General features: G+C 61.6%; 24 protein-coding genes and 1 pseudogene. 10 read left to right on the top strand and 15 right to left on the bottom strand.

The annotated features are described in order from the left end of the window. The first annotated feature begins 19 nt into the window (after positions 1–19). Positions 20–2392 carry an alpha-amylase family glycosyl hydrolase gene (locus tag HX898_RS05600; RefSeq protein WP_180194184.1) on the top strand — a complete coding sequence of 791 codons (2373 nt, stop codon included), beginning with the start codon at positions 20–22 and terminating at the stop codon, positions 2390–2392. A 19-nt stretch (positions 2393–2411) separates the two neighbouring features. On the opposite strand, the gene HX898_RS05595 is transcribed toward HX898_RS05600, so the two are convergent. Both HX898_RS05595 and HX898_RS05590 read right to left on the bottom strand, forming a co-directional pair. Beyond that, a complete protein-coding gene (locus HX898_RS05595; RefSeq protein WP_138329471.1) occupies positions 2412–2600 on the bottom strand; it encodes a hypothetical protein in 189 nt (62 codons plus the stop codon). Between the two features lie 145 nt (positions 2601–2745). Next, positions 2746–3048, bottom strand: coding sequence for a hypothetical protein (locus tag HX898_RS05590; RefSeq protein ID WP_173862939.1), 303 nt, complete (start codon positions 3046–3048; stop codon positions 2746–2748). Positions 3049–3206: 158 nt separating this feature from the next. On the opposite strand from HX898_RS05590, the gene HX898_RS05585 reads away from it, so the two are divergent. The 6 genes from HX898_RS05585 to HX898_RS05560 all read left to right on the top strand — a co-directional run bounded on the left by HX898_RS05585 (position 3207) and on the right by HX898_RS05560 (position 8926). Further along, positions 3207–3602 carry a hypothetical protein gene (locus tag HX898_RS05585; RefSeq protein WP_138329470.1) on the top strand — a complete coding sequence of 132 codons (396 nt, stop codon included), beginning with the start codon at positions 3207–3209 and terminating at the stop codon, positions 3600–3602. A gap of 208 nt (positions 3603–3810) precedes the next feature. Further along, positions 3811–4641 carry a metallophosphoesterase gene (locus tag HX898_RS05580; RefSeq protein WP_180194183.1) on the top strand — a complete coding sequence of 277 codons (831 nt, stop codon included), beginning with the start codon at positions 3811–3813 and terminating at the stop codon, positions 4639–4641. Next, on the top strand, positions 4638–5885 hold the full coding sequence (locus tag HX898_RS05575; protein ID WP_180194182.1) for an ABC transporter ATP-binding protein: 1248 nt from the start codon (positions 4638–4640) through the stop codon (positions 5883–5885). The genes HX898_RS05580 and HX898_RS05575 overlap by 4 nt, the downstream gene beginning before the upstream one ends. Then, positions 5878–6801, top strand: coding sequence for a sugar ABC transporter permease (locus tag HX898_RS05570; RefSeq protein WP_180194181.1), 924 nt, complete (start codon positions 5878–5880; stop codon positions 6799–6801). The genes HX898_RS05575 and HX898_RS05570 overlap by 8 nt, the downstream gene beginning before the upstream one ends. Then, positions 6798–7634 (top strand): carbohydrate ABC transporter permease, encoded by an 837-nt coding sequence (locus HX898_RS05565; protein WP_129420921.1) that lies wholly within the window; start codon positions 6798–6800, stop codon positions 7632–7634. Before HX898_RS05570 ends, HX898_RS05565 begins: the two co-directional genes overlap by 4 nt. 26 nt (positions 7635–7660) lie before the next feature. Further along, entirely contained in the window at positions 7661–8926 is a 1266-nt protein-coding gene (locus HX898_RS05560; RefSeq protein WP_138329465.1) for an ABC transporter substrate-binding protein, read from the top strand. Between the two features lie 71 nt (positions 8927–8997). On the opposite strand, the gene HX898_RS05555 is transcribed toward HX898_RS05560, so the two are convergent. Next, positions 8998–9978, bottom strand: a complete 981-nt coding sequence (locus tag HX898_RS05555) for a substrate-binding domain-containing protein (RefSeq protein WP_138329464.1) — start codon at positions 9976–9978, stop codon at positions 8998–9000. Between the two features lie 303 nt (positions 9979–10281). On the opposite strand from HX898_RS05555, the gene HX898_RS05550 reads away from it, so the two are divergent. Beyond that, a complete protein-coding gene (locus HX898_RS05550) occupies positions 10282–13128 on the top strand; it encodes an insulinase family protein (RefSeq protein WP_210273087.1) in 2847 nt (948 codons plus the stop codon). Between the two features lie 14 nt (positions 13129–13142). Here the strand turns inward: HX898_RS05550 and HX898_RS05545 are convergent, their stop codons facing one another. From HX898_RS05545 to HX898_RS05535, 3 genes are all read right to left on the bottom strand, one after another. Then, positions 13143–13823, bottom strand: a complete 681-nt coding sequence (locus tag HX898_RS05545; protein ID WP_171598779.1) for a GNAT family N-acetyltransferase — start codon at positions 13821–13823, stop codon at positions 13143–13145. Beyond that, positions 13820–14311: a MarR family transcriptional regulator gene (locus HX898_RS05540; protein WP_180194180.1), complete on the bottom strand. Its 492-nt coding sequence runs from the start codon at positions 14309–14311 to the stop codon at positions 13820–13822. The genes HX898_RS05545 and HX898_RS05540 overlap by 4 nt, the downstream gene beginning before the upstream one ends. Positions 14312–14427: 116 nt before the next feature. Beyond that, positions 14428–15648, bottom strand: a complete 1221-nt coding sequence (locus HX898_RS05535; protein ID WP_180194179.1) for an MFS transporter — start codon at positions 15646–15648, stop codon at positions 14428–14430. A gap of 125 nt (positions 15649–15773) precedes the next feature. Here HX898_RS05535 and HX898_RS05530 point away from each other — a divergent pair, with 125 nt between their 5' ends. Beyond that, entirely contained in the window at positions 15774–17282 is a 1509-nt protein-coding gene (locus HX898_RS05530) for a winged helix-turn-helix domain-containing tetratricopeptide repeat protein (RefSeq protein WP_180194178.1), read from the top strand. 24 nt (positions 17283–17306) lie between these two features. On the opposite strand, the gene HX898_RS05525 is transcribed toward HX898_RS05530, so the two are convergent. The 9 genes from HX898_RS05525 to HX898_RS05485 form a co-directional block, all read right to left on the bottom strand. Beyond that, positions 17307–17840, bottom strand: coding sequence for a YidB family protein (locus HX898_RS05525; RefSeq protein WP_138329458.1), 534 nt, complete (start codon positions 17838–17840; stop codon positions 17307–17309). A 171-nt stretch (positions 17841–18011) separates the two neighbouring features. Continuing rightward, positions 18012–18353, bottom strand: a complete 342-nt coding sequence (locus tag HX898_RS05520; RefSeq protein WP_029875156.1) for a hypothetical protein — start codon at positions 18351–18353, stop codon at positions 18012–18014. 286 nt (positions 18354–18639) lie between these two features. Beyond that, on the bottom strand, positions 18640–19101 hold the full coding sequence (locus HX898_RS05515; RefSeq protein ID WP_138329457.1) for a DUF411 domain-containing protein: 462 nt from the start codon (positions 19099–19101) through the stop codon (positions 18640–18642). 56 nt (positions 19102–19157) lie between these two features. Next, the gene (locus HX898_RS05510) at positions 19158–19445 is read right to left on the bottom strand and encodes a copper-binding protein (RefSeq protein WP_180194177.1); all 288 of its coding nucleotides are present in this window, start codon (positions 19443–19445) and stop codon (positions 19158–19160) included. A 23-nt stretch (positions 19446–19468) separates the two neighbouring features. Continuing rightward, a complete protein-coding gene (locus HX898_RS05505) occupies positions 19469–19948 on the bottom strand; it encodes a plastocyanin/azurin family copper-binding protein (RefSeq protein ID WP_180194176.1) in 480 nt (159 codons plus the stop codon). Between the two features lie 32 nt (positions 19949–19980). Beyond that, complete coding sequence (locus tag HX898_RS05500; RefSeq protein WP_180194175.1) at positions 19981–21327, bottom strand: copper oxidase; 1347 nt, start codon at positions 21325–21327, stop codon at positions 19981–19983. Between the two features lie 13 nt (positions 21328–21340). Continuing rightward, a complete protein-coding gene (locus HX898_RS05495; RefSeq protein ID WP_180194174.1) occupies positions 21341–22807 on the bottom strand; it encodes a TolC family protein in 1467 nt (488 codons plus the stop codon). After that, positions 22804–23031, bottom strand: coding sequence for a hypothetical protein (locus HX898_RS05490; protein ID WP_171598775.1), 228 nt, complete (start codon positions 23029–23031; stop codon positions 22804–22806). Before HX898_RS05490 ends, HX898_RS05495 begins: the two co-directional genes overlap by 4 nt. Positions 23032–23124: 93 nt before the next feature. Beyond that, complete coding sequence (locus HX898_RS05485; RefSeq protein WP_180194173.1) at positions 23125–23538, bottom strand: hypothetical protein; 414 nt, start codon at positions 23536–23538, stop codon at positions 23125–23127. A 239-nt stretch (positions 23539–23777) separates the two neighbouring features. Here HX898_RS05485 and HX898_RS33120 point away from each other — a divergent pair. Continuing rightward, positions 23778–23861, top strand: a pseudogene (locus HX898_RS33120) (cytochrome C); the annotation flags it as partial. Positions 23862–23873: the final 12 nt, after the last annotated feature.

Below are 23873 nucleotides of genomic sequence, written 5' to 3'. Positions count from 1 at the left end.
ACGTGGCCCGGAGGATCCGATGACCGTTAATGTTCAATTCCGGTTTCGCAGCGGCTTGCCGTCGACGGCGTTCGATAATGTCCGTCTCCGCGGCAGTTGGGACGAGCAGGGCCGTCCCTCGAACGAGTGGACATCTATTCCGATGCAGCGCTCTCGCGACGAGGATGGCTATGATGTCTTCGTCGCGAGGGTTTCTTTTCCCGATGACGAGGTCGACACGCATTTTCGCTGGGGGATCGAACTCGATCGCCCCGGCGCTTCAAGCCTGTGGGCGATCACCGCCGAATTGGACGACAAGGCCTCGACGCGTCGGGAACGTTCCTTCGATCTCCAGCAGGGGATGGCGCCACAGACCTATTATCTGACATGGATCGGCCGTCTGGGGGCGAACCGGGTTGAAAGGCGCAACAGTGTCGACGGCATTCGCTTTTCGGTCTGGGCGCCGAATGCCAGGGCCGTTTCGCTCGTGCTTGCCGATCCCGCCATCGGTTACATCGCCGATGACGGCACCGGAACGGTGGCAACCATCGGGATGCGAAAGACCGTTGATGGATTCTGGAGCGTTGAAACCGGCGAGGACCACGGCCTTTCCGATTTCGACAGCATGGTCGGCACGCCCTATATGTACCGCATCACCAGGGATGATGGATCGCTCGCCTACCGCACCGATATCTGGTCGCTCATGCAGATCGGCGCGGGAGACTTCGATCCGGATGGAGCGATCTATCACGGATCGCCGGCCGCATTGGACGGACCGCAAAGCTGCTCGGTCGTCTGCGATCCGAAGCGGGTCGTACTTCCATCCGCGCAGGAGGTTGCCGCCGAGACGTTCTGGGCTGACGAATTCGTTGGAGGTCGAACACTTCCGGAGCGGCTTGAGGATCTGGTGATCTATGAACTGCACGTCGGCGCGCTCGGTTTCGGCAAGGCCGCGCCCGGCACGCTTGACGATGCCATCGCCTTCATCGAGCATCTGTCGGCACTCGGCGTCAACGCCGTGGAACTGCTGCCGATTGCGGAATTCGAGACGCGGGCCAACTGGGGTTACGGCACGTCGCATTTCTTTGCCGCCGATCAGGGGGCAGGCGGCACCGATCGGCTGAAGATGTTCGTCAAGGTCTGCCACCAGCGCGGCATCGCCGTCATCCTTGATGTCTGTTACAACCACTTCGATCCGGATGGCGAACGGGCGCAATGGGCCTATGATTCCAACGATCACACCCGCAATATCTATTATTGGTACGAGGGACGCCCCGGCGACTACGCCGACCCGACAGGCGGCTATATCGACAACATCTCCACGGGATGGGCGCCCCGCTTCGATGAGGAAGCCGTGCGCCAGCTTTTTATCTCCAGCGCAGCATTTCTCGTCTCCGTCTGCCATATCGATGGTTTCCGGCTCGATCAGACAAGTTCGATCCACCAATATCCGGTCCTGCATGCCGATGGCCGGCGCGCCGATCGGGCCGCTGCCTTCGGGGCCAAGTTTCTGAAGCAGTGGACCCGCACGATGCGGCTGATCAAACCGCAGCTTTTCCTGACGGCCGAGGATTATTCGGACTGGTCGGCGATGACCGAGCCGAGCCTGACCGGCGACGGGCTCGGCTTCGATGCGACCTGGTACGGCGATTTTCATCACAACCTCGTCGAATATCACGGCGGCGCACAGGCGCAGCTGTTGAAGAATGCCGGTTTCGGGGACAAGCGGGCGCTGACCATGTCGTCTCTTGCCGGCGCGCTGCAAACGAGCGCGCGATCCAAGGTGGTCTACAACCAGTCGCATGACGATTGCGGCAATCGTGAGGGATCGGCGCGAACCGCTGTTATCGCCGTCAATTTCGCGCCTGTTGTCGGTGAGACCAGGGCATGGGCGGAGGCGAGATCGAGGTTCGCGGCGGCGATGACGCTGCTATCGCCGGGCACGCCGATGTTTTTCATGGGCGAGGAAATCGGCGCCCAGAAGCCCTATCGCTACAATGATTTCCTCGACAACCGGGAGAATATTCTCGGCGAAGCTGATGGTAGCGGCGCAGGGATGCTCAGCTGTTATCGCGATCTGATCGCGCTCAGCGTCCATCAGGATGCCATTCGCTCCCGCAACATCGACATTCCCCTGGTTCACGACGAAAATCGGGTGATCGCTTTTCATCGATGGAATGACGGCGAGGATTTCCTTGTTGTGGGGTCGCTGAACGACGCGCCCTTCGAACACGGCTATCGGCTGCACAGCGAACGTCTGGGGGATGATCTCTGGGAGGAGATCTTCAATACCGATGCTGACACATATGGCGGCTGGAACGTTGGTAATGGCGGCGGAAGGATCAGAGCCACTGCGGGAGTGCTGAATGCCGTGTTGCCGGCATCAGGCGTTCTGGTCTTTCGTAGGTTGTGACGCGCCACGCCCGGAACGGTCAGACAAAGCCGAGCGGCAGATTTTCCACTTTCCTGTCATTGGCGTAGTCGCGCTCATGCGGCGAGCGACGGCGGCCGTCGCGGCGAGCGGAAAGATCGATCCGGTTTTCGGCGAAAATTCCGTCGGGCCAGGTGCCGGTGTCATGGCAATCGGCGTCGATCTTGGGGGCAAGGATTTTCAGGATCATCGAGGGTTCCTCCAGGCGGAGCATCAACATTTGGAAAGGGCGTCCGGTTCCTTTTATAAATCCAGAGTTATTAATAAATTAACCATAAAACTCAGGAGCGAGGGGCGCGGCGGCATTTGATCCGGTCACTCGCGAAGGGTGACATTTAATGGATGACTAATGACGAGGACATCGACGCCAGCATCCCCTCGGTCGCCCGGATCAGCCGCGCCGTGCGCGCCATCACCTCGGTTCCGGCCTCCGTCTCGGCAATCGCGGTTGCCAGACCGTCCAGTCCGTCCGCCACCTGGATCAGTTTCGGCAGCATATCGGCCCGTCCGACCGCCTCAGTCGATCTGGCGAGCTTACGTAGCGCTTCTGAATAGCTCGATATCAAAGCGAGTTTCTGATCTGCGGGAATAGTGGAGAACGAGCGTTTCTCGGAAGGCGACAGTGGCAATTTCGGCATGGATGCGACCTGTTGAACTGCGTATGAACTCGCATAGCCGCTTTTTGTTCCGAGCTGGCCCATTGCTCGATGACCCATCGCTTTGCCCGGAAATGGCGTTGCCGTGGAACTCCGGACCTGGATGGGCCGTTGAGGTGCATGAAACACAGGAGGTTTCCATGCAGCTGATCGATACGCGAGTTACACAGGCCGGCGACATCTTTACCGTCGAATTCCTGGGCGAGGGAGGAGAATCGATTTCCGTCAAAATCGACAACTCCCATGGCGAACTCGATGATACGAAGGCGGTCGACCACGCCAAGGTCATGATGGTTCAGCTGACCTCTTTTGCCGGCGTGGAAGCAGATGGCAGCATCAACCGTTACGATGCCTTGAGCAACGGCAATTTCGACGAAGGCAGCAAGGGCTTGATCGGCCAGCCGAGTGCGCGCTCGGCCGGCGACAGGCAAACGTTGGAAGAGGAACTCGATGAAGGCCTCGAGGACAGCTTTCCTGCAAGCGACCCAGTCTCGGCAACGGTATCGTCCATTCCCGCCAACGCACCACGGCACTGATTGCAACGCAACTGCGTATTCTTAATTCCAAATACAGGTGAAGGCTGTCCCGGTTCCGGCAGGCGGTCTTCACCAGCATGACAGATTGATGTCAGAACTGAGAAACAGCTGAAAACTTCAGCTGTGTGATTGACATGGGAGCCTTCTAGAGAGGGCACGAGAAGGGAGCGCCGGTGAGGTGCTGCCGACGTCTCGGAGACGCGCCCCCATGAAAATCATTCAGATCACCGACACTCATTTCAGCCCCGATAAGCCGCATTTCAACGGCAATTGGGCGCCGCTTCTGAGCTGGATCGAAGGGACCGGCGCGGACCTGATCGTCCATACCGGCGATCTCACCGTCGATGGCGCCGACAAGGACGCGGATATCACCTTCTCGATGGACCTGATGCGTCAGGTGTCTATCCCGATGCTGATCGTCCCCGGCAATCACGATGTCGGCCATCTCAAAGGATCGGACCAGCCGGTCAATGCCGAGCGGCTGTCGCGCTGGCGCAGCCTAGCCGGCCCCGACCGCTGGCTGGAGGATGCGGCCGGCTGGCGCTTCATCGGATTGAACGCGCTGCTTCTCGGCCATGAGGATGACGAAGAGGAGGCGCAGTTCGAATGGCTCGATCAGTCGCTGTCCGGCAGGGCAGGGCGGCGCGTAGCGTTGTTCGCGCACAAGCCGCTGTTCGTCGATGCACCCGACGAAGGCGATACCGGATATTGGAGCGTTCGCCCGACTCAGCGCCGCCGGCTCTATGATCTGATTGCTGCCCATGACGTGGCGCTGTTTGCGAGCGGCCATCTCCACTGGGCCTGGCAGGGGCGCTTTGACAATACCCAGCTGACATGGGGTCCCTCGGCCGCCTTCATCATCGACAAGATGGAGCGCGAGATGCCGGGCGAGCGCCTGATCGGCGCGGTCGTCCACGAATTCGGTACGACAGTCGAAAGCACCATCGTCGCCGTTCCCGGCATGACCGCGCATGTGCTCGACCATGTCGTGCACGAAGTCTACCCCCAGGCGGTCAAGCAGCGGGAACCCGTCGAATGAGCGCGCTCTCGCTTCGCGGCATCACCAAGGCGTTCGGCGGCAACCAGATCCTTAGTGGTGTCAGCCTGGATGTCGCCGCCGGCGAATTCATCGCGCTGGTCGGCCCTTCCGGCTGCGGCAAGAGCACGCTGTTGCGCGTTCTCGCCGGCCTCGACCACGCCGACCAAGGCGAGATCCTGATCGGCGGGCTGGATATGTCGGGCGTTGCCGCTGCCGACCGCAACATCGCCATGGTCTTTCAGTCCTACGCGCTCTATCCGCATCTGACGGCCTCTGAGAATATCGCCGTGCCCTTGGCCATGCGCCGGCTATCGAGGTTGCAGCGACTGCCCTTCATCGGGTCGTTGATACGGGGCCAGCGCGCCACCCGCAGGGCGATCGCCCGCGACGTCAGGGATATGGCGACGTCGCTGAAGATCGACCATCTGCTCGACCGCAAGCCCGGCCAGATGTCGGGCGGCCAGCGCCAGCGCGTGGCGCTGGCCCGCGCCATGGTGCGCCAGCCGAGCATCTTCCTGATGGACGAACCGCTCTCCAATCTCGATGCCAATCTGCGCGTCCACGCCCGCGGCGAGATCGTCGACCTGCATCGCCGCGCCGGCGTGCCGACGCTCTATGTCACCCACGACCAGGCGGAAGCGCTGTCCATGGCCGACCGGGTCGCCGTGATGATGGGCGGAAAGTTGCTGCAGATCGCGAGCCCCGAGGTCATCTATGACGATCCAGCCCATATCGAGGTCGCCCGCTTCATCGGCCAGCCACGCATCAATCTGCTGCCGGCCTTTGCAGAAGGCGGCGTCATTCTCTGCGGCGGCCTGCGCCTGACGCTTGAAAATGCGCACGACGGGAAGATGCCGGTCACGCTCGCCATTCGCCCCGAATTCGTCTTTCTGTCCAAGAACCGGCATGACGGCCTTGCCGCCCGGATCGAACGCGTCGAATTCCTGGGCTCCGAAGTCATCCTCCATTGCCGGCTCGAGGCGATCGGCGAGACTATCGTTGCCAAGGTTCAACCCGCCGAAGCCTCCGGCCTTGTGGCCGGCGATCCGGTCGGGCTGCGGCTTTCGCCCGGCCGCACGCTGATCTTTGCCGAGGACGGCAGCCGGCTGGCCGGCGGCGTTGCAACGGGTGATGCCGGGCTCGGCGCTGCCGATGCCGGGCTCGCCAATAGCGATGCCGGGCTCGCTGCAAGCGATGCCGGGCTCGCAATAAGCGATGCCCAGCGGGAGAGGGCGCATGGCTAGCATCGTCTCCATGGCCGTGCCACACGATGCCGCCGTTGCGCATCGGCGCAGCGAGGCCCGCATCGCCTGGATGCTGGTGATGCCGGCTATGATCCTGCTGTTCCTCTTCGTGCTTTTGCCGGTTGTATCAGTCATCGTGCTCGGCTTCACCGATTTCGAACTCGGCTACGGTAAGTTCCGTTTCGTCGGCTTCGAGAATTACGCGCACCTGATCACCGACCGGACGTTTCGCAAGTCGCTGTGGAATACGACGGTGTACACGGCGCTCGTCGCACCGGTCTCGATCCTTCTCGGCCTCGGCATCGCCATGCTGATCGAGAGTGAGACTAAGGCGCGCAGCTTCTTCCGCACCGCCTATTTTCTGCCGGTCGCTTCGCTGATCGTCGCCATGGCGACCGTCTGGCAATATATGTTCCACCCCACAATCGGCCCGCTCAATGCGCTGCTCGCCCTCGTCGGGCTTCCAGGCCCGAACTGGCTCGGCAGCTCCGGCACGGTGCTCTACAGCCTCTCGATCATCGGCGTCTGGCAATCGGCCGGCTTCAACATGGTGCTGTTCCTCGCCGGGCTGACGGCGATCCCGCGCGAGCTTTACGCGGCAGCCGAGGTGGATGGCGCCAGATCCTCCCTCGACCGTTTTCTGCTCGTCACCTGGCCGATGCTCGGGCCGACGACGCTCTTCGTCATCACCATCAGTATCACCAATTCAGTCAAGGTCTTCGAAACGGTGAAGACTCTGACCGAGGGCGGCCCGAACAAGGCGTCGGAGGTGCTGCTCTTTACGATCTACCAGGAGGGCTTCGTCTACCTGCGCGTCGGTTATGCCTCGGCGATGACGGTGGTTTTCCTCCTGATACTGGTGGTGCTGATGTTCCTGCAGTACCGCATTCTCGACCGCCGGGTGCATTACACATGATGACGAGCGCTTTTTCCCTCGGCAGGATAATCCGTCTCACCTTGCTTTCCTTGGGCGCGATCATCTTCCTGTCGCCCTATGTCTTCATGATCTCGACGGCAGGCAAAGCCCAAAGCGACATCTTCACCTCGTCGCTGTCGTTGATCCCGGCGCACTTCACCTATGCCGAGAATTTCGCCAAGGCCTTGAGCCGAGTGCCGATGGCGCAGCTGTTGTGGAACGGCGTCGTCGTCTGCGGGCTGATCTTCTTCTTCCAGGTACTGGTGGCGATCCCTTGCGCCTATGCCATGGCAAAGCTGCGCTTCGGCGCCGCCCGCGCCATGATGGTGCTTGTCATGCTCGGCCTGCTGGTGCCGATCCACGCGACCGCGCTGCCGCTCTATGTCGCTTTCGACCGCGCCTCGCTGCTCAACAGCTATGCCGCCCTTGTCGCGCCCTTCACCATTTCGGTCTTTGCGATCTTCATGTTCCTGCAGTTCTTCCGCGCCATGCCGGATGATCTCATCCATGCCGCGCGTCTCGACGGCATGTCGGAACTCGGCATTGTCGCCCGCGTCATCGTGCCGAATGCCTGGCCGGCGGTCACCGCCTTCGCCATCTTTTCGGTCGTCGCCCATTGGAACGATCTCTACTGGCCGCTGATTGTCATCAGCAAGCAGGACTACGCTACGCCGCCGCTCGGTCTGATGTATTTCCGCGCCGCCGAGGCCGGCGACGACTACGGCGCGCTGATGGCGGCGACCCTCATCATTACCCTTCCCCTCGTCATCGCCTTCCTGCTTGCGCAGAAGCGGTTCGTCGAGGGCATCACCATGACCGGTCTCAAAGGCTGACCGGTTTCAACCCAGGAGAACGAGCGATGAAACATATCACCCAGCTTCTCGCCGCAGCGGCCGTCTCGATGGCAATCGCGCTTCCCGCGCATGCCGAGACGACGCTGACGGTTCACTACCCGATGCCGGGCTTCTTCAAAGACGTGATGGATACGATCTCGAAGAAGTTCATGGAAGAAAATCCCGATATCAAGATCCAGTTCGCCAGCCCGTCGGCGACCTATGAAGAAGGCATCCAGACGATCCTTCGCCAGGTCGGCACCAGCGCAATGCCCGATATCACCTTCATCGGCCTCAACCGCCTGCGCATGCTCGACGAACGCGACGTCGCCGTCGACCTCGGCCCGCTCGTCCAGAAGGACGGCAATATGGCCGAGCAGGGCTTCTCCGACACGATCCTCAAGCTCGCCCAGGTCAAGGGCAAGCAGGTGGGCCTGGCTTTCGCGACTTCCAACCCGATCATGTATTACAACGCCGATCTCGTGAAGGCGGCCGGTGGCGACCCAGAAAATCCGCCGAAGACCTGGGATGAGGTCATCGCGCTCGGCGGCAAGATCAAGGCGCTCGGCGATGGCGTCGACGGCATCGATTTCCGTTGGCAGGGTGATGACTGGATGTTTTCGGCACTGCTCTTCGGCGCCGGCGGCAAGATGCTGAGCGACGACGAAAGCAAGGTCGCCTTCAACGGCCCGGAAGGTCAGAAGGCCGTCGAGGTCCTGCATCGCCTGGTCACCGAGGGCGGCATGCCTGTGTTCACCAAGGCCGCCGGCGAACAGGCTTTCGCAGCCGGCAAGGTCGGTTTCGAATTCCAGACCACAGGCGCGCTGCGCAACACGATCAAGAATGTCGGCAACAAATTCGATCTGCGCACCGCCAAGATCCCATTGATCGATCCGGTGAATGGCCGCCTGCCGACGGGCGGCAACGCCGTCGTCATCCTGACGCATGATGCCGCCAAGCAGGATGCTGCCTGGAAGTTCGCCAAATTCGCCGCCGGCCCTTATGGCGCTTCCGTCGTCGTCCCCGGCACCGGTTATGTCCCGAACAACGAGCTCGCCGCGAAATCTGCCGACTATCTCGGCGATTTCTACAAGCAGAACCCGCTGTTCCAGGCAGGCCTCAGCCAGATGCCGGTGATGATCCCCTGGTATGCCTTCCCAGGCTCGAACGGCGTCAAGGTCACGCAGACGATCGTCGACAACCTCTCGCGCATCGTCGACCAGTCGGCCGAGCCGAAGGAAGCGCTCGATGACGCAGCCGCCGATGTCGAGGGCATGCTGCCGCGCAGCTGATCGGCTTCCCGATTGGGAACAGGGCAAGGCCGCCACGCCGAGCGCGTGGCGGCCTTCTTGTTTCGCAAGCGTCAGATGGCGCGCACGGTGCCGCCGCGGCGAAGCGTATAGGCGACATCGAGATGACGGGCAGGGGCGGCATTCTCCGCCATGTCGAGAAGCAGCGAGGCGGCCGTTGCCCCCATGCTGGCATCCGGCATTTCAATGGTCGTCAGGGGTGGATCGATCAGCCGGCCGATGGCGATGCCGTCGAAGCCGGCGACCGAAACATCCCCAGGCACCGACAGCCCCTCGCGCTTCAGCGCGCCGATGACGCCGAGCGCCAGCAGATCGTTGGAGGCGATGATCGCCGTCGGCGCAAGCGAAGTCATCGCGACGCCAAGATCGAGCTGGTCATAGCCGCTGACGAACGGGATCTGCACGGCATCGAGGGGTGTCAGCCCGCTCACGGCCATGGCGTCGAGGTAACCGCGGTAGCGAAGGTGGGCGCGGTCGGAGGCGGCAAAATTACCGGAGAGAAACAGAATGCGGCGATGGCCCATGCCGATCAGGAAGGTCGTGATCTCGCGGCCGGCGCCGCGATTGTCGGCGGTAACAGCCGCCGGAAACTGCGCCGTCGGCAGGTTGTTGAGCAGCACGGTCGGCGGGAGCTTCGCAAGCAGCGCCTTGCTGGTGGATGGATCGCAGACGGTGAGGATCAGCCCGGTCGGCCGGTCGTTCAAGAGTGCTGCGACGGCATCGGCCTCGCGCGCCGGATCGTAATTCGACTGGGCGATCAAGACACCATGCCCGGCCACCAGCATGCGGTTCTGGATGCTCGACAGCGACGAGGCAAAGACCGGATTGGTGATGCTCGGGATCAGCACGCCGATGACGGGCCTGCGTCCGAGCCGCCCAGCAGACAGACCGGCCGGGCGATAGCCGAGTTCGGCGGCCGCGCGGCGCACCTTGCGCACCATCAGGTCGCTGGCCGGTCCGTTGCGGTTGAGAACCCTGCTTGCGGTCGCCAGCGAGCATCCTGCTCGGAACGCGACCTGCTCCAATGTCGCCATCGAAAAACGCCTCCTGGTGACTGCATCGAGGCGCAATCCCTTAGGCGGGTTCGATGACATTGGTCTGACACCTAGAGCATGATGCCGAAAAGTGTGAGCGGTTTTCGGACGACATCATGCTCTAACTCTTTAATTGAGAACAGGATTCAGATTTTAGGCCGACCGGGCCCAAAAATCATCCTGTTCTGGGCAGAGTTATCTACTTCTTATTCGTTACACACATGGAAGTTGATGGGAAATGCAACCTGTGGAATAGTCAGATTGACGCCATCTACCCCATTCATTCTCATCACCTGGACAAGAATGTCTCATAAAAAAATGGAATGCTCCACGGTGTGCTGGTTTCTCGCGACGGTCTCCCTCGTCGCAAGCTTCACGTCGCCAGCCTATGCGAACAGCCTGTCCGTGCCCTGGCCACAAACGCAAAGCGACATCAAAGCCGACCCTCATGTGCGTTTCGGCATGCTCGCCAACGGCATGCGGTTTGCGACTATGCGCAATGTCACGCCGCCCGGACAGGCAGCGATCCGCTTTCGCATTGGCTCAGGTTCGCTCGACGAAAACGACAACCAGCAGGGTCTGGCGCATTTTCTTGAGCACATGGCCTTCAAGGGTTCGACACATGTCGCCGAAGGGGAGATGATCCGTATCTTGCAGCGCAAGGGTTTGGCTTTCGGGCCGGACACCAACGCCCATACCTCTTATGACGAGACTGTCTATGCACTCGATCTGCCCGAGGTCGATGCAGACACGGTTTCGACGGGCCTGATGCTGATGCGAGAAACGGCGAGCGAGCTGACCCTCGACGCCGGCGCCTTCGATCGCGAACGCGGCGTCATCCTGTCGGAGGAGCGGCTGCGCGACACGCCGCAGTATCGCGCGGCGCTCGAAATCATGAATTCGTTGCTCGCCGGCAAGCGCGCGACCATGCGGGCACCGATCGGTAAAGCCGACATCATCAGCAATGCGCCTGTGGCCCTTGTCCGTGATTATTACCGGGCCAATTACCGACCCGATCGGGCAACGCTGGTGGTGGTGGGCGATGTCGACCCCGTCGCCATGGAAACGGAAATCCGGCAGCGCTTCGGCGACTGGAAGGCTGTGGATCCGACGCCGACAAAACCGGATCTCGGCACGCTGGTGACGAAAGGCGAAAGCGCCAACCTCATCGTTGTTCCCGGCGGCATGACGAGCGTACAGGTCGCCTGGACACGTCTCTATGACGCCGCGCCTGACACCTTCGCCAAGCGCCGCGCTGAGCTTATTGAAAATCTCGGTCTCATCGTGCTCAATCGCCGGGTTAGCACCATCGCCGGCAAGGCGGATGCTCCATTCATCAGTGCGGGCATCGGCTCTCAAGATCTCCTCGATTCCGCTCATGTCGTCCTGATCGCGGCGAACTCCGAGCCGGACAAATGGCAGGCGGCGCTCACGGCCATTGACCAGGAACAGCGTCGTATCCAGGAGTTCGGCGCTACGCAGGCGGAAATCGATCGCGAAATTCTCGACTATCGCTCGGCCCTGCAGGCTGCTGCGGCCGGAGCCGCGACGCGCACGACCACCGACGTCGCTTCCATGTTGGCGAGCAGCGTCGATGACGATCAAGTCTTCACCTCGCCTACCGAAGAACTCTCGCTGTTCGAGACGATGACGAACGGCGTCACGGCGGCCGAGGTCAATCAGGCGCTGCAGCATGCTTTCTCCGGCAACGGTCCGCAGGTCGTGCTACAGACGGCCCAATCACCTGAGGGCGGAGCCGACGCGGTTCGGCAAGTCTACGATGCGTCAAATGCCGTTGCCGTCTCGGCACTATCCAGTGCAACTGACGTCGCCTGGCCCTACGCCCATTTCGGCGCGCCAGGCGCTGTGGTCGAACGCCGCGCCATCGACGATCTCGGCTTGACCATGGTGCGCTTTTCCAACGGCGTGCGGCTTACCGTCAAGCCAACCAAGCTGCGTGCCAACGAAGTGCTGGTGCGTGAAGATATCGGCGGCGGTCGGCTGCACCTGCCGCACGACCGTTCCGCTCCGATCTGGGCATCTCCGGCCGTCGTGCTGTCCGGCGTGCAGGCCATGGATTACCAGGATATCCAGAAAGCGCTGACGGCCAACATCGTCAGCATCGATTTTTCGGTAGGCGACAGCTCCTTCAGGTTCGACGGTCATACAAGGACTGAAGATCTTGCGACGCAACTGCAGCTCATGACCGCATACACCTCCGATCCTGCCTATCGCCCCGAGGCGTTCAAGCGCGTGCAGCAAGCCTATTTGAGCGGTCTCGATCAGTATGAGGCGACGCCCGGCGGCATTGTCAGCCGCGATTTCCCAGGTCTCGTGCATTCGGGCGACCGGCGCTGGACCTTCCCCGATCGCGCGCAGTTGTCGGCCGCTCATCCAGACGATTTCGAGGCGCTATTCCAACCTATGATCTCCAACGGCCCGATCGATATCACCATTGTCGGCGACGTGGCGGTGGATGACGCGATCCGGCTGACGGCTGAAACCTTTGGCGCCTTGCCGCCGCGCCCGGAGATGATGTCGAGCGACGATCGGAACGAGGTGCGTTTTCCGGTGACGAACGAGAAGCCCGTTGTGGAGACCCATAACGGCAGGGCAGATAACGCCGCCGCCGCGGTAGGGGCTCCGATTGGTGATTTGCTTTCCGACCTGCCGCGGTCCTTCGCCGCCAATCTCGCCACCCAGATTTTCCAAAACAGGTTGATCGACCAGTTTCGCATCGCAGAAGGAGCAGGTTATGTGCTGGAGGGCGATGCTGACCTGTCAAGTGAAGTCCCTGGCTACGGCTACGCATATTTCTACGCCGAGACAGACCCGGCAAAGGTCGCGCGCTTCTACGCACTCGTCGACGAGATCGCCGAGGATCTGCGGTCGCATGATGTCTCCCCGGACGAACTTGCGCGCGCCCGGGAACCCATCATCGAGACACTGAAGCATCAGCAGCAGGGTAACGAATATTGGATTGAATATTTGCGCGGCGCTCAGACGGATTCGCGCGGCTTAGACCGGATACGCGACAATCTCAGCGGCTACGACAAGGTCGCCGCCGCAGATATCCGCGCGTTTGCCGCGACTTATTTCAGCCCGGAAAAATTCTGGAAATTCGAAGTGCTGCCGCCGCCGGTGCGATAGGTCGTGGGCACGGCTCAGGAACGGCGTTTGACCACGCGCATGTTCATCTCCGCGCGAAGCGCAAAACCATGTGTCTTGTAGAGCGAAATGGCCGACGTGTTCGCCGCATAGGCGTGCAGATAGGCGGTGTCGCCGCTCGATGCGATTTCGCCGGCAACGAAGCGAAAGAGCAGGGTGCCGAGGCCGCGTCCCTGGAAATCGGGATGGGTGCAAAGCCCGCTGAGCTCGATGAAGCCTGTCTGCCGCATCCGTTGCCCGGCCATCGCCACTAGGCGGCCTTCGCTCTTGATCCCCCAGAAGCTGCCGAGGCTTTGGGCTCGCAACGTGAACGGCCCAGGTTTGGTCAGTGTCGCCAAATCAAGCATGTCGGCGGCATCGGACTCCGTCAGCGGCTGGATGCGAGAATCCGAAATCCTCTCATGGGGCCGCTCGGCAACCATCTGGACCACCGATGCTTCCGCGGCGACGGCAAGACCCGGTGGAATGGCGATCGGCCCGGATTCGACGAGAATCATGCTCTCCTCCGGCGAAAGCAGGTTCTTCAGGGCGTCGAGGCTCTCCGGCGTATCGTCGGCTGATGCCGCGAAAGGAACGATGGAGGGTGGGTATCGCCGCGCGGACATGCCACCTTCGGCAAGATCGGCATGCGCGGTCTCCAACGCGCTCCAAATCGGTCGGTCGAGAATATGTTTCATTGTGTTTCCTCCTTGGCGGCGTTGCGGCGCGCAAGCGGCACCGCCGCAAGCCCGTCCTCGATGGCCGCGAGCTGTTCGAGGATCGGCCCGTCGAGATCGCCGCAGAGATCCGCAACGGCGGCGGCGATGCGCGGCCAGATCACCTTTTTCGAATGATCGACGAGGTCCTGTCCCTTGTCGGTCAGCGAGACCAGTCTCCGGCGCTGATCATCCGGGGCCGGCTGCATGTCGACGTAACCGAGTTCGAGAAGCTGGCCGATGGTGCGGGTTGCGCCGGGCTGGGTGATGCCCACCGCCTGTGCGAGCTCGCCGATCGTCAGCGGCCCAGACCGATCGATCGCTGCAAGGAATGGATATTGGCCCGCCTGAATGCTGAGACCGGCCTCGTCGATGACCTGCTGGGTATCGGCCTGCAGCCTTTCTCCGATGCGCCGCAGCCGGCTGCCCATGCACAGAAACCCGAGCGTTCGGACCACATCCTCGACCATGCCGATCTCCATTTGTATGGGATGTTATATAACATGTTATGCATTAAATGGCAATTCTTCTGAGCAAAGGGCCGGCAGGTGAAGCCGGGGCAGGGCGGCACGAGCAAGTGCCTCGATCAGCCCCGCCATCTCCTGGCCACCAGAAACACCGCCAGCACACAGCTGAGCAGGCCAAGGGACAATGGCAAACCCTGATGTCCGATCAGTTGCATCGCCAGTCCTGTCGCGGGCGATCCGACGATGCCGCCGATGCCCCATACCAAGGCGAAGGTCGCATTTCCGGCGATTAGGGCCTGGCCGGTGAAACGCTCGCCGAGCTGGATCAGCGACAAGGTGTAGATCCCGAACGAGACCCCGCCCCAGACGAAAACGAGGGGCCAGATAAGCCACGAATTGAAGGCCGACGGCAGCAGCAGGCAACTGGCGAGGCAAGCCAGGACACAGAAGAGCATCATCCGCGTCGAGCTGAACCGTTCGGCCAAGCGCCCGAGCAAAATCTGCAGCACGGCATTGCCGGCGATGAAACAGGTGATCAGCGAAGCGATACGCCCCTCGGCGCTGCCGAGGGCTGCGCCATAGACCGCGAAGAGGGAAAGCAGGGTCTGCTCGAAGGCGGCAGCCGTGAAAACCGCGAACAACAGCAGCGGCGCCAGTGCGAAGAAGCCGCCGACCGATGTTGCCTCGCCTTCGTCAGGCATCTCAGGCAGGCGTGGGACGACGGCAAGCACAATCAGGCCACAGAGAAGGAAGGCCGTAATGCCGATCACGAAGGGCGACCAACCCTCGGTGCCGGTGAGCCAGAGCGACAGCGGACCGATGGCGAAGCCGCCCGAAACGATCGATGAATAGAGGCCCATGATCCGGCCCCGGCGCGGCGCCGGTGTGATCGAGATCAGCCAGGTTTCGCTGATCACGTAAAGCGGATTGGCGAAGACGCCGAGCAGGAAGCGCAGCGGCATCCAGGTCCAGAGGTCCTCAGTCCAGGCGATCGCAATCAGGGCGAGGGCGGCCAGGATCGAACACAAGATCGCCAACCGCGCCCCACCCACGCGCCGCGAAAGCGCCGGAATGAAGGGCGCCGATAGAATGAAACCGAGCGGCGTCATAGCCGCCGACAAGCCGATCAGGCCCGATGTCGTTCCCTGCCGTTCCAGGATGAAGCTGAGCAGCGGATAGGTCAGCCCCTGTGCCACGGCGAACACCGTGACCGTCGCGATGATGCCCGCCATCGCGGCCCATGGGATCCGCTCCGCTCGCAGCGATGTCGTGCCGTGCAAGTGCCGATGCGACAGGTCCGCCGGCTCCACGCAGGAAGTATCGTTCACAGTGACCTCCATAGGGTTTGAAGGACCGAGGGCCTTCTACCTGAAAGAGGATGAATTCTGCAGGATAGGGTGAGCGTCGTACTTAAGCTTTCCCAAAAAGTTCTCAAAAACGTCCAAACCGATTATAGATGCGCCCCATGCAGGGATCGCGCTTTGCCTTTGGTCCGTTCGTGCTTGATCCGGTGGCGGGAACGCTCCTTCGGAACGATGATCCCGTCGCAGTCGGCCATCGCGGGCTGAAGCTGCTTGCAGCACTCGTCGAACGATCCGGCGAAATCTTGGGGAAGGCCGAGTTGATGGACGCGGCGTGGCCGGGCATATCAGTCGAGGAAGGCAACCTAACCGTCCAGATCGCGCAGCTGCGCAAGCTGCTTGGTCCGGCCGCCGACGGCGGTGAATGGATCTCCACGGTTCCGCGCGTCGGCTACCGCTTCATAGGTGCCATCAATCAGCTCGGCGGCGTCAAACGAAAACCTTTGCCGCTGCCCGACAAACCATCGATATCAGTGCTGCCCTTCGTGAATATCAGCAACGATCCCGAGCAGGAATCCTTCGCGGATGGGCTGACCGAAGACCTGATCACCGACCTCTCCAGGATGCCGGGCCTGTTCGTCATCGCCCGCAACTCGGCTTTCGCCTACAAGGGAAAGGCGATGGATGTGCGCGAGATCGCCGAGGAGCTCGGCGTGCGCTATCTGCTGCAGGGCAGTGCAAGACGTGTCGAGGCGCGCGTGCGCATCAACGCCCAGCTGGTCGATGCGGCAAGTGGCGATCATCTATGGGCGGAACGCTTCGATCGCAGCCTGGACGATATCTTTGCCGTTCAGGACGAGGTGACGGCCAAGATCGTGGAGGCGCTGCTCGGCCGGCTGCGCGTACCGCCGCCGCGCAACCGGCCCAAAAATCTCGAGGCTTACGATCTCTGCGTGCGGGCGCGCAGGCTGATGGACGATACGCCGCAGACGGCGCGGGAAGCGCATCTGATGCTGACGCGCGCGATTGTCCTCGATCCTGATTATGCCGAGGCCTATCGCTGGCTTGCCATGAACCACTGGATGGGAGAGGTGCATAGCGGCGGACCAACGCAACCCACCCGTGACCTTGCTTTGGGGCTGGCGCGCAAGGCTGTCGCGATCGATCCCAACGATGCCGGCTGCCGCTGGATACTGGCTTATCTACTTGCCTATGAGCGCAGCTTCGACGAGGCGGAAGCAGAATTTGCCAAGGCGATCGAACTCGACCCGAACGAGGCCGACACCTTCGCGGCGCTATCCGACATCGCGGTCCTGGCCGGGCGGGTCGGGGAGGGCCTCGAGCATATCGCCAAGGCCTTCCGGTTGAACCCGTTTCCGGCAAGCTGGTACTATCTGGCGCTCGGCCAGGCGCAATATGCTGCCGGCCAATACGCAACCGCTGTCGAGACGCTGCGCAACGACGAGACCTATCGCACGAGCTCACGCCGTTTCCTGGCGGCAAGTCTTGCCCAACTCGGCCGGCTCGACGAGGCACGCGCCGAGGCCGAACTGTTTCTCGTCGCCAACCCGGATTTTTCAACCCGCCACTGGGCGGCGACCGAGCCATTCCGCGACGCTCGGACGCTTGAGCATTTCGTTGACGGCTACCGCAAGGCGGGACTTCCGGAGTGACGCGTGCCTCAAGACGGCCCGTGATTAGATGGTGCCGGGCCGCGTGGAGGTGGTGAACTGGCTCGCGGAAGACAAAAAATCCTCTTCGGCGGTGGGCAGTTTTCCGTTTGGTGTCAGGTCGTCGACCGCTTTGGGAAGATCGCGCTTCAGCCGCTCAAGAATCTCTTGATGCGAAAGGCCGGTATTGGCAGCGATCTCGTTGAGAACCTCCGGCCCCAGTGCTTCCGCGAGCTGGCCGTCATCGATGTCGGCATTTGGACCGGGCTGTACCCACGACTCCGCCTTGTCACCGTGACCATTCTGCTGAAACGTCTTCAGCAGATCGCCGAGACCGCCGCTGACGATGCTGCCTGATGTCAACCCGCCCAGAAGGCCGCCGAGACCACCCGAACCGGTCAGTCCGCCAAGAAGGCCGCCAAGCCCGCCGGGCTGCTGGTTTCCCGCGCCAGCCTGCTGGGGGTTCTGGATGCCCCGTAGGAGCTCTCCGATCTTGTCTCTGTTTTGGTAGCCGGCAACGGCAAGGACGGCGAGAAGCGCCTTCAATTGACCGCTCATCATGATGAATCCTCCTATGGTGCTCCAAGGTGCACGCGACCCAAAGTAGGGCGCTGCATGGGCAGCAATGTCCAGAGGGGCCAAAGGTTCCGCCGCTTTGAAAACAAGGGCTCACGGCTGACCGTTCGACGATCTCGAAGGCCAGCTGTCCCACTTCATTTGCTCACGCCGCGGTCAGATTTCCGGGCAGCCTCGGCGGTTTGCAAAGGTCATTCGTTCCGGTCCACGGCGAGTCATCCCCTGCACGACGATACTGCGGGGAGACATGCGTACGATCTGCGCTCTGCGAAGTCCTTCGCTACGTGCGATGTCGAGAGCATCATCCGGGTCGCATCCGCGCCGTCCGCGCCGATCATATCCGTCATATCTGTCACGATCGCGATTACGATCGTAAACCCCGACGCCACCGGGGCCGACCCGCAACTCCAAGTCCTGCGCTGCCGCGATCGTCGGCGAGATCGTCAAGCCGCTTATCGCAGCCAAGCCGACCAGTACGAACTGAAGAGATTTCCGCATGAGTTCCTCCCATGATCCTATGTTTATCGTAATGACAACATCGCCATGCGAGATTTGTTCCTTGAGGTAAGAGGGCTCGGTGAGGGCGCCGAACGTGTCGTTCGTCTCATCGAAAGCGCGTCGCATGAATCCAATTCGATGCGGCGCGCTTTAAAGATCATTCGTTTCAACAGCCATGTTCGACGCCGTCGACGCGGCAACCGGTCGATCAGTCTCAGTCTGGCGCAGCGCGATTCCGCTCCGGTTCCCTGATCGGCCGCCGGCTCTGGCCTGATCGATCGCGACGTCAGCCCTTCCGGGGACGGACCTCCAGGAATACGTATGGCGCGCCGGTTCCCGAGGGGATCGCATATACATCATAGGACGCCTGCGGGTCGTCGCCCATCCCCAACGAGCCGGACGGCATGCCCGGCACGGCCAGCCCTCGGACCGGCGGTCGCTCCTGCAACAGGCGCTGGACGGCATCGAGCGGCACGTGTCCCTCGACGTAATATTCCTCGACGACGGCGGTGTGGCACCCCTGCATGTCGGCCGGCACGCCCAACCGCGCCTTGACCGCTGCAAGGTCGTCGGTGTCGCGAGCGTCGAGGGAAAATCCTGCCGCTGCCATCGCCTTCGACCATTCATGACAGCAGCCGCAGTTTGGATCCTTGTAGACGGTCATCTTCGCCGGCGCGGCGGCGCGTGTCCCTCCGCCAAGGAACGCCAGGGCGGATGCCGCCATTGTAATAAAGCTTCTCCTGTGCATCGTCTCCACTCCTTGATGTTCTGCCGCCCGGATCGAGACCGGGCGGCAGGAGCCCCCTATTTTACTTCGGTGACGGTCAGCTTGCCATTCACGCGTTCGGCGACGAACTCGATCTTCGAACCTTCCTTCAGCCTTTCGAGCAGAGCCGGGTCTTCGACCCGGAAAACCATCGTCATCGCAGGCATGTCGAGGTTCTTCAGCTCCTCATGCTTGATGGTCACCTTGTTCGCTTTGGCGTCGACCTTGTTGACGACACCCTTGGTGAATTCCTGGGCGAACGCACCAAAGACCGCGCTGGCAGAGAGCAGGACGGCCACGCTGATTTTGATCATGGCAGTTTTCATGTTCGTAGCTCCTTTTTTGCGGATTATTTCCCAGCGACGGTGACGTCGCCGTGCATGCCGGCTTCGTAATGGCCGGGGATCAGGCAGGCGAACTTGAATTCGCCGTCGGTAGTGAACTTCCAGACGATCTCGCCGGATTGACCAGCCGGAAGGCGGATGGAATTGGCGTCGGCGTGTTCCATTTCCGGGAACTTCTCCATGATCTTCTTGTGCTCCAGAATCTTGTCTTCCTGATCGAGCACGAATTCGTGGTCGATCGTTCCGGCATTCTTGATCGCGATCTTGACCGTCTGCCCCTTGCGGACGTTGAAGGCTGCGGGAGTAAACAGCATCTTTCCGTCGTCGGTTTCCTTCATCGTGACGCGGATGGTCTGTGTCGCCTTGGCCTTGTCGCCGGGTTCTCCGATAGCCATCTTCTCGCCGTGGCCACCGGCATGATTGCCGGCGGCAAGTGCTGGCGACGCGAGTGCTGCGAGGGCCAGAGCCATGAAATAATTCTTCATCCGTAATTCCTTTTCGATGTTGAGATCGGACCTCAGCCGTTTGTCGGCTTCGGCGTGATTTGCGTTTTCGCGTCTTTGGCCTTGGTCGCGTCCGGAAGTTCTCCGGTCCACTCGAAGGCCTGCGTTCCGGGCGGGTTTTCGTACCAGCCAGGATCTGAGTAATCGTCCGCCGAAATCCCCTCGCGGACTTTCACCACCGAGAACATGCCGCCCATTTCGATCGGACCATGCGGTCCCCAGCCGGTCATCATCGGAACGGTATTCTCGGGGATGGGCATCTCCATTTCGCCCATATCGGCCATCCCCTTGGTGCCCATGGGCATGTATTCCGGCTGCAGCTTCCTGATTTTCTCGGCAACCTTCGATTTGTCCGCACCGATGAAGGTTGGAATGTCGTGACCCATGGCGTTCATCGTGTGGTGCGACTTGTGGCAGTGGATCGCCCAGTCGCCGAGATACTTGGCGTCGAACTCGTAGGCACGCATCGCGCCGACAGGGATGTCGATGCTTACCTCCGGCCACCGCGCTTCCGGCCGCACCCAGCCACCGTCGGTACAGGTCACTTCGAAATCGTAGCCATGCATGTGGACCGGATGGTTGGTCATCGTCAGGTTGCCGACGCGGACGCGCACCCGGTCATTCCTGGACACGACGAGAGGGCTGATGTCCGGGAACACGCGGCTGTTCCAGCACCACATGTTGAAGTCGGTCATCTCCATGATCCGCGGTACGTAGGAGCCGGGGTCGATGTCGTAGGCGTTGAGCAGGAAGACGAAGTCTCGGTCGACGCGCATGAACTTGGGATCTTTCGGATGGATCACGAAGAAACCCATCATGCCCATGGCCATCTGCACCATCTCGTCGGAATGCGGGTGGTACATGAAGGTGCCGGATTTCACGAGGTCGAACTCGTACACATAGGTCTTGCCGACTGGAATATGCGGCTGTGTCAGGCCGCCGACGCCGTCCATGCCTGACGGCAGGATCATGCCGTGCCAGTGGATCGTCGTGTGCTCCGGCAGCTTGTTGGTGACGAAGATGCGGACGCGATCGCCCTCGACCGCCTCGATCGTCGGTCCCGGTGACTGTCCGTTGTAGCCCCACAGATAGGCGGTCATGCCGTCTGCCATCTCGCGTTCGACCGGTTCGGCGACCAGGTGGAACTCCTTGACGCCATTGTTCATCCTGTGCGGCAGGGTCCAGCCGTTGAGGGTGACCACGGGCTGATAGTCTGGACCTGAGGCAGGGTGGAGTGGCGGCTGCATGTCCGCCGATTCCATAGTCGGTGCGTCGGGCAGGCCCATCGCCGCCGTCTTCGTCCAGGCGGCTGCGGTGAGCAGAGCGGCGCTGGCTCCAAAAAGTTGTCGTCTGTTGAACATGGAGTGTCCTTTCTCAATGACCGCCGCCAGCGCTGCTTTCGGAAGCAGCGGCGACCTCGGTCTCTGCCGACGCCTTCGTCGCGCCGCCGCCGTAGATCGCAGGCGCCAGATCGGCTTCGGCCAGCCAGAAATCTCGCTTCGCGTTGACGGAGAGCAGGATGGAGTTGATCTTGTCGCGGGTGTCTGTCAGCAGCTCGAAGGTGTTCGAGATCATGCCGTTGTAGGTCAGCAGGGATTCTTCCTCGACCTTGGTGCGCAGCGGCACGACGTTGTTGCGGTAGTGCCGCGCGATATCGTAGTTCGAGCGGTAAGCCTCGTAGGCGGAGCGTGCTTCCGAGCGGACGTTGACGGCTTTCTCCGCCAAGAGGTTCGCCGCCCGCATGTAGGCCAGCTCGGACTTGCGCATCCGGGCCTTGCCGGTGTCGAAGATCGGAATGGCGAACTCCAGTTCGACCTGCGCAGTGGTTCGCGTTTTCGTCTCGTCGTCCTCGATTTCGCGTTCCGTTTCGAAACCGGTCAGGACTTGGAGGTCGGTCACATAGCGTGTCGCCTCGGTAAGGCCGTAGGACTTGCCCGTGGCCTCAAGGTCGAGCTTTGCGATCTGCAGATCGATGCGGTTCCTGAGAGCCTCGGCCTCGATGGTATTGCGTCGGACGACGGAGTTGGGGAGCGGCGGCAGGCTGTTCTGGACCTGATAGTCCAGATCGGAGCCCCAGAGACCCATCAGCCGCGTCAACTCCTCCTTGGCAAGACGGGCGGACAGGCGGGCCTTCGCCGTTTCTCCGGCGAGTTCGGCGACGAAGACATGTTCACGGGCTTGAGCGCCCTTGGTCATTGCGCCGGTCTCGCCAAGCTTCTCCGCGAGTTCCGAGGCTGCGTCGGCGGTCGCCTGGGCACGCTGGAGCTGCCCGACGGTCTCCCATGACGCCACCGCGCCGATCCAGGCGCGCCGGGTGTCGGCGGCGACCTGAAGTGTCTTCACCGCCGCGGTCAATTGCGCTTGCCGGAAGCGGGTGTCGGCGATCGCCATGTCCCTGTTCTTCGTGGCGAGCGCCAGGATGTTCGTCGTGATCATCCCTTCGATCGTTTTGAACGCCTGCAGTTCCGGAGTTCCGATCCCGGTCGTGCCGATGGAGACGGTCGGGTTGATGAAAATCGTCGACTGCCAAGCGTCGGCGGCGCTGTCGCCAAGGTCGGCATAGGCGGCTTGGAGGCCCTTGTTGTTGAGCAACGCGATCTGGACGGCCGTCTCGACGTCGAGAGGCTTCGTCCGAGCAAGCAGACTTTTGACCTGCGCGGCCGCCGATCGGGCCTGGTTCTGGTTCTGGATCCAGACGGTCTCTTTCGCCGTGACAATGGCGGTTTTGTTGGCAACGGAGGTGAAACCCGCCTCATTGCGGGAATAGTCGGCGCCTGTAACGCAGCCGCTCAAGGCGAGCGGGAGTGCCAGCGCCGCGATCAGTCTTGTGGTGCCGATCATGAGTCGTCTCCATTCATGGGAGACTGCAGATCGTTCTGTCTGCGCCAGGGTTTGGGATCGACCGGCTGCCGGGCGACATAGCCTGCGATCGGCGACCTGTATGCCGCCGGAAGTGCGGACGGCTGGTCGACCGCGGTGGGAGACGCCACCACGTCGGGAGGAAGTGTGGATGCGCAGCCGCCGACGATAAGCGGCAGCCCCACCACGAAAAGCGAGGGTTTCATTATGAAATTTCCGAATAGGAGATAGCCTACGGGCCGCTCGCCCCGAAGCAGGCAAGCGTCCGACTAGACCCGATCAAACGGGTACGTCTCTATTCAGATATTCGGGGGACGGTGGAGGGGCGGCAGCTCGCCAACGGTTGTTCGATCGTCGATGAACTGCCGGATCGAGGTTACGACGGGTCCGCCGACATCCTGGCCTTCACAAATGATGCCGAGCCCGCCACAGAAATCCTTGCAGCATTTTTGCTTGACAGGCTTCGATGCGCCATCTGCGTCGTCACTGACGTCGCCCTGGGAGTGGTCATGAACAGCCATCTTCGTCATGTCATGGCTATCGTGATGCTGCACAGCATCGGTTTCGGACACGACCGCTGCCATTTCGGGGAACGAGGAGCCATGCATGGCGGCGCTGGCGTTCGACAGCGAGTACCCCGCCAGTGATACGATGATCACCAGCCGCATCATCACGAGCAGCCTGCTCATTGCGATTCGGTACATCTTGCCCATGCTCCTCGAACTACATTCAAAGCAGCTCGATTTCAATTGCGACTCATCTGTCGTCGATGTTCGAGTCCTTTATGTGGCACGGAGCCGCTCATCCCGTTCACGATCCTGGTGTTCGTCGCCAAGACCGGCCGCTATGTCGTGCTGACGCTGGCAACTCTAGAAATTCTCGGCTGATCGTTTCCGGCGCGAGAACACCATCCGGTCGACCGTCTCGTCACGGGCGACCAGCGTGTTCCAGACTGCTGGCAATGCCGGCGGAACACGCGTTCCACCTCATGCTCCAGACCTGCACGACCTGCCACGCCAAGTTCTGGATGGAATAAGGGCGATCACGC

Source organism: Rhizobium sp. WYCCWR 11128 (genome assembly GCF_013416305.1).
In the GTDB taxonomy this organism is placed as follows: Bacteria; Pseudomonadota; Alphaproteobacteria; order Rhizobiales; family Rhizobiaceae; genus Rhizobium; species Rhizobium indicum.
The sequence above is the reverse complement of the archived record's forward strand: the minus strand, read 5'-3'. Positions and strand labels throughout refer to the sequence as shown.